The organism is Kitasatospora sp. NPDC007106, from assembly GCF_040634455.1.
Classification (GTDB): domain Bacteria; phylum Actinomycetota; class Actinomycetes; order Streptomycetales; family Streptomycetaceae; genus Kitasatospora; species Kitasatospora arboriphila.
The window spans coordinates 1-4,651 of the sequence record NZ_JBEYFP010000469.1 but is presented as its reverse complement, the minus strand read 5'-3'; the positions used below and the strand labels follow the sequence as shown (position 1 = coordinate 4,651).

At 69.9% G+C, this 4,651-nt stretch carries 5 protein-coding genes; 3 read left to right on the top strand and 2 right to left on the bottom strand.

Translation table 11 applies throughout. The features are described from left to right. Positions 1-687: helix-turn-helix domain-containing protein (locus ABZ641_RS26260; protein WP_359985492.1), on the bottom strand; the 687-nt coding region annotated here is incomplete at its 3' end. 89 nt (positions 688-776) lie between these two features. After that, positions 777-1,337: a TetR/AcrR family transcriptional regulator gene (locus ABZ641_RS26255; RefSeq protein WP_033824400.1), complete on the bottom strand. Its 561-nt coding sequence runs from the start codon at positions 1,335-1,337 to the stop codon at positions 777-779. A 111-nt stretch (positions 1,338-1,448) separates the two neighbouring features. Between ABZ641_RS26255 and ABZ641_RS26250 the strand changes: the two genes are divergently transcribed. The 3 genes from ABZ641_RS26250 (at position 1,449) to ABZ641_RS26240 (ending at position 4,387) form a co-directional block, all read left to right on the top strand. Continuing rightward, positions 1,449-2,135: an SDR family oxidoreductase gene (locus tag ABZ641_RS26250; protein WP_033824401.1), complete on the top strand. Its 687-nt coding sequence runs from the start codon at positions 1,449-1,451 to the stop codon at positions 2,133-2,135. 131 nt (positions 2,136-2,266) lie between these two features. Then, positions 2,267-3,271, top strand: coding sequence for an NADP-dependent oxidoreductase (locus ABZ641_RS26245; RefSeq protein WP_359985489.1), 1,005 nt, complete (start codon positions 2,267-2,269; stop codon positions 3,269-3,271). Positions 3,272-3,505: 234 nt separating this feature from the next. Then, positions 3,506-4,387, top strand: a complete 882-nt coding sequence (locus ABZ641_RS26240; RefSeq protein ID WP_033824403.1) for an alpha/beta hydrolase — start codon at positions 3,506-3,508, stop codon at positions 4,385-4,387. Positions 4,388-4,651 lie beyond the last annotated feature (264 nt).

The window sequence follows — 4,651 nt, the reverse complement described above, 5'->3', positions numbered from 1 at the left end:
GGCCAGGGCCCCGCCGCGGCCGTAGGTGTGGTTCACCCGCATCGTCCTGGCCTGCCCGGGGGCCAGGGTGGGGTGACAGCGGCAGCGGGCCTGGACTGAGGTTTTCTCGTCGGCACTGATCACGTACTCGTCCGCACTGAGCGCCTCGCCCTGCCAGGTGCGGGCGTACAGGTCAAGGAGGCGCTCGGCCTTGGGGCGGAAGGCGGGGTCGGTGATGAAGATCCAGGACTGGTACTGCCAGGGCTTGAGCGCGTCCTGCTTGAGAAAGCGCCGCACGGTGGAGGCGGAGATTGTGCCGACGATGGCCCGGGCGACCGCCTTGCGCGCCAGTTCCGGGGCCGACCAGCGTGCGAGCGGTGTGCCGCTCTCGGCGGGCAACTGGCAGGCGAGGGCCTTGACCTGGGCAGCCTGCAGCGGCGTGAAGGAGGCGGGACGGCCGGACCGCTTGAGGTCGCCGAGGGCGGGCAGCCGAGATGCGGCGAAGCGGCCGCGCCACGTACGGACGGTGTCCAGGTGCAGCCCGGTCTCACGGGCGATGCGGGCGTTGGACCGGCCCCGGGCCGCGTGCAGCACGACGTGGGCGCGCTGCCGGATCCGGTGCTCGGTCCTGTGGCCGTAGGCCATTTTCTTCAACCGCTCCCGCTCGGAGGCGGTCAGGGTTATCGGGCAGGCCGAGGGAACGGGCAAGGCAGGCAGGCCGATCGCGAGAAGTGGATGACGGTAGGTCGACGGCACGCGCCCTTCCTGCGCGGTGCCGCCCTGTACCGCGTCTTTGGTCAGTTGGTGGCCGTCAGTGCCTCGCGTGCGGTGGTGAGGATCTTCTCGGAGAGTGGGGAGCCCTTGGTGGCGCGGGACAGGATGAGTGCGCCGAGCATGGTGCAGAGCCGGGTGATGCCGTCCTGGTCCTCGGTGGCGAGCCAGTCGGCGAAGTCGCCGACTCCCTGGGTGTAGACGCGGCGGGCCTCGCCGTCTGCGCCGTCGCGGGCCATGTCGCCGGCGAGTGCGGCGGCGGGGCAGCCGTCCGCGGCGCTGTCGCGGTGCTCGGTGGAGAGGTAGGCGTCGATCAGCGCCCGCTGGGCGGCGTCGCGCTGTCCGGCGTACTGGTCGAGGCCGTCCTTGTGGTGGCGGGCGAGTTCGGCGAAGGCGTGGGCGGTGGCTTCGTCGACGAGTGCCTCCTTGGAGGTGAACTGCTTGTAGAAGCCGCCGTGGGTCAGGCCGGAGGCCTTCATGAGGTCGGCGACGCTGACGTGGGTGCCCTGTTCCCGAAAGAGCCGGGAGGCGGTCTCCACGACCCGTCGGCGGTTGTCCCGTGCCTGTGCCTGCGATACGCGGCCCATCGGTCACCCTCTCAGTTGGATGTCGAGTCGAATCTATTCTAGACTCCAGTTTAGATGTTGGATGAAATCTATCGCGGCGATCAGCTGCCGCCCACTACGTCGGGAGTGCTCATGGAACTGAAGAACGCGGTCGCGGTGGTCACTGGCGCCAACCGGGGGCTCGGGCGGCATCTTGCCGCCCAGCTCGTGGAGCGCGGGGCCAAGGTGTACGCGGCGGCCCGCCGCCCCGAGACGGTGGACCTTCCGGGCGTCGTCCCGCTGCGGCTGGACGTTACCGACGCGGAGTCGATCCGGGCGGCGGCCCGCATCGCCGCCGACGCGACGCTGCTGGTCAACAACGCGGGCATCTCCACCGGAACGCCGCTGATCGCGGGCAGCCCGGACGCGGTGCGCTTGGAAATGGAGGTGAACTTCTTCGGCCCTCTCGCCGTGACGCGGGCTTTCGCCCCGGTCATCGAGTCCAACGGCGGCGGCGGCGTGCTCAACGTGCTGTCGGTCCTGTCCTGGCTGCACCCGGCCGGCCTCGGCGCATACGCTGCGGCGAAGGCAGCGGCATGGGCGCTGACCGGCGCGGTCCGAGAGGAACTGGCGCCCCGCGGCATCACGGTGACGGCGCTGCACGTCGGGTACATGGACACCGACATGGCCGCCGGCGTTCCCGCCGACCAGAAGGCAAACCCCGCCGAGGTCGCCACCCAGGCCCTGTCCGCCGTGGAGGCGGGCCTGCCCGAGGTCCTCGCCGACGAGACCACCCGGTACGTCAAGCAGAGCCTGGCCACGTCGCCGAACGCGGCGTGAGAAGCACTCCGCCGCATCGGCGTGGGGCGCCGTGAACCAGCAGTGACTAGCAGAAAGTGGCTCGTACCGGGGCAGGCCCGGAAGCGAGCGGAGATCGCGTTCGGGTACGGACGGGACACGGAGACGGAGAGATGAAGACCTACCTGATCGAGAAGTACGGCGACCAGTCGGCGGTGCACGCCGCCGAGCTGCCCGATCCGCAGCCGGGTCCCGAGGATGTCCTGGTCGAGATCCACGCGGCGAGCGTCAACCCGCTGGACTTCAAGATCCGCGACGGCGCCTTCAAGAGGATCCTGCCGTACCGCCTTCCGCTCGTCCTGGGCAACGACCTCGCCGGAGTGGTGGTCCGGGTCGGCTCGTCGGTCACCCGCTTCGCGGTGGGCGACGAGGTCTACGCCCGGCCCGACAAGGATCGCATCGGCACCTTCGCCGAACTCATCGCCGTCCACCAGGACGACCTGGCCCCCAAACCCGCCGTCCTCACCATGGCGCAGGCCGCCTCCCTCCCGCTGGTCGCCCTCACCTCCTGGCAGGCGCTGGTAGAGAAGGCGCAGGTCCGGCCGGGCCAGAAAGTCCTGATCCACGCGGGCTCCGGCGGAGTGGGCACCATCGCCCTCCAGCTGGCCAGGCACCTGGGCGCACATGTGGCCACCACCGCGAGCGCGGCCAACGCCGACCTGGTCAAGGAACTCGGCGCGGACGTGGTCATCGACTACCGCGCCCAGGACTTCGAGCAGCTCCTGGACGGCTACGACGTCGTCCTGGACACCCTCGGCGGCGAGACCCTGGAGAAGTCGCTGCGGGTCCTTAAGCCTGGCGGGAAGGTCATCAGCATCGCCGGGCCGCCCGACGCGGACTTCGCCCGCGAGCTCGGCGCAAACCCGCTCCTGCGGCAGGCGATGAACGCGCTGAGCTTCAGGACCCGGCGCCGTGCCAAGCGCCACGGCGTCACCTACTCGTTCCTGTTCATGAAGGCCGACGGCGGCCAGCTGCGCGAACTCACCCGGCTCGTCGACGCCGGGCAGATCCACCCCGTCGTCGACCGGGTCTTCCCCTTCGACCGGACCCGCGACGCCATGGAGTACGCCGAGAAGGGCCGCGCGAAGGCCGGCAAAGTCGTCATCGCGATGGAGTGAGGTCTGCCGGCCGGTCCCCGCCTCCACCTGACCGGCCGGCCTCGGCAGACGAGTGGATCCCCCCTCCCCGCCACCACAGGAATCGACCAGAGGTGCACCGCGCGCCCCTCCCACTCATCCGGCCGCCGGCCCCGCGCCCGCAGTCGGAAGACCGGGAAGCCGTCCTGCGCACACCCGCGAGGACGAAGCGGCCGGAGCGAGGCCGCGGTAGATCCGAGACCGAAGGGCACACCCATGAACGACACACATGAAGGTAGCGGCGGCACGGTGATGTCCTACCGGGACGCACCGACCCGCACCGTCACCGCCGACCAAGTGACCTTCGCCTACCGCGACCTCGGCCCCCGGTCCGGCATCCCGGTGATCTTCCTCACCCATCTTGCCGCGGTACTCGACAACTGGGATCCCCGTGTCGTCGACGGCATCGCCGCCAGGCACCGGGTGATCACGTTCGACAACAGGGGCGTCGGCGCGTCCACCGGTTCGACACCCAAGACCATCGAGAAAATGGCCGACGACGCCGTCACCTTCATCCGGGCACTCGAGCTCGACCAGGTGGACATCCTCGGCTTCTCGATGGGCGGGATGGTCGCCCAGGTGATCGCACAGAACGAACCGCAACTCGTTCGCAGGCTGATCCTCGCGGGCACAGGACCCGCCGGTGGCAAGGGTATTAAGAACGTGACCCGGATCTCCCACCTCGACACCCTCCGAGCACTGCTCACCCTCCAAGATCCGAAGCAGTACCTCTTCTTCACCCGTACCGCGAACGGACGCCGGGCCGGCAAGGAGTTCCTGGCCCGGCTGAAGGAGCGAACGCAACACCGGGACAAGGCGATCTCCCCCATCTCCTATCTCTCCCAGCTCAAGGCCATCCACCGATGGGGCCTGCAGGCGCCGGCCGACATGTCCCGCATCCACCAGCCGGTCCTGGTGGCCAACGGCGAGAGCGACCGGATGGTGCCGAGCGAGAACACCCTCGACCTCGCCGCACGACTGCCCCGGGGCGAACTCGTCCCCCTCTACCCGGACGCCGGACACGGCGGGATCTTCCAGTTCCACGACGCGTTCGTGGTGCGCGCCCTCGCATTCCTCGAGGCACGCCCCGACGCCTGACCGCCGATGCCACACCCCCGCAGTCCCACGCTGAGCGCACCCGCGACGAGGCGAGCCAGCCTCCGATCAGACACCCTCCCGCCCACCTGCAGTGCCACCACCCCCCGAGAACTCCTCGGTACCACATGTCGGCCACCCACCACGAGAACGCCGATGCCCAGTCTCGAAGTCAACCCCCGAAGGACTTACGACGCAGACCACTAAGGGGCGCGTGGGGCACCTCCCGGCGCCCCTGAGGTCGCCGCGGAGCGCGTCAGTGCGCTC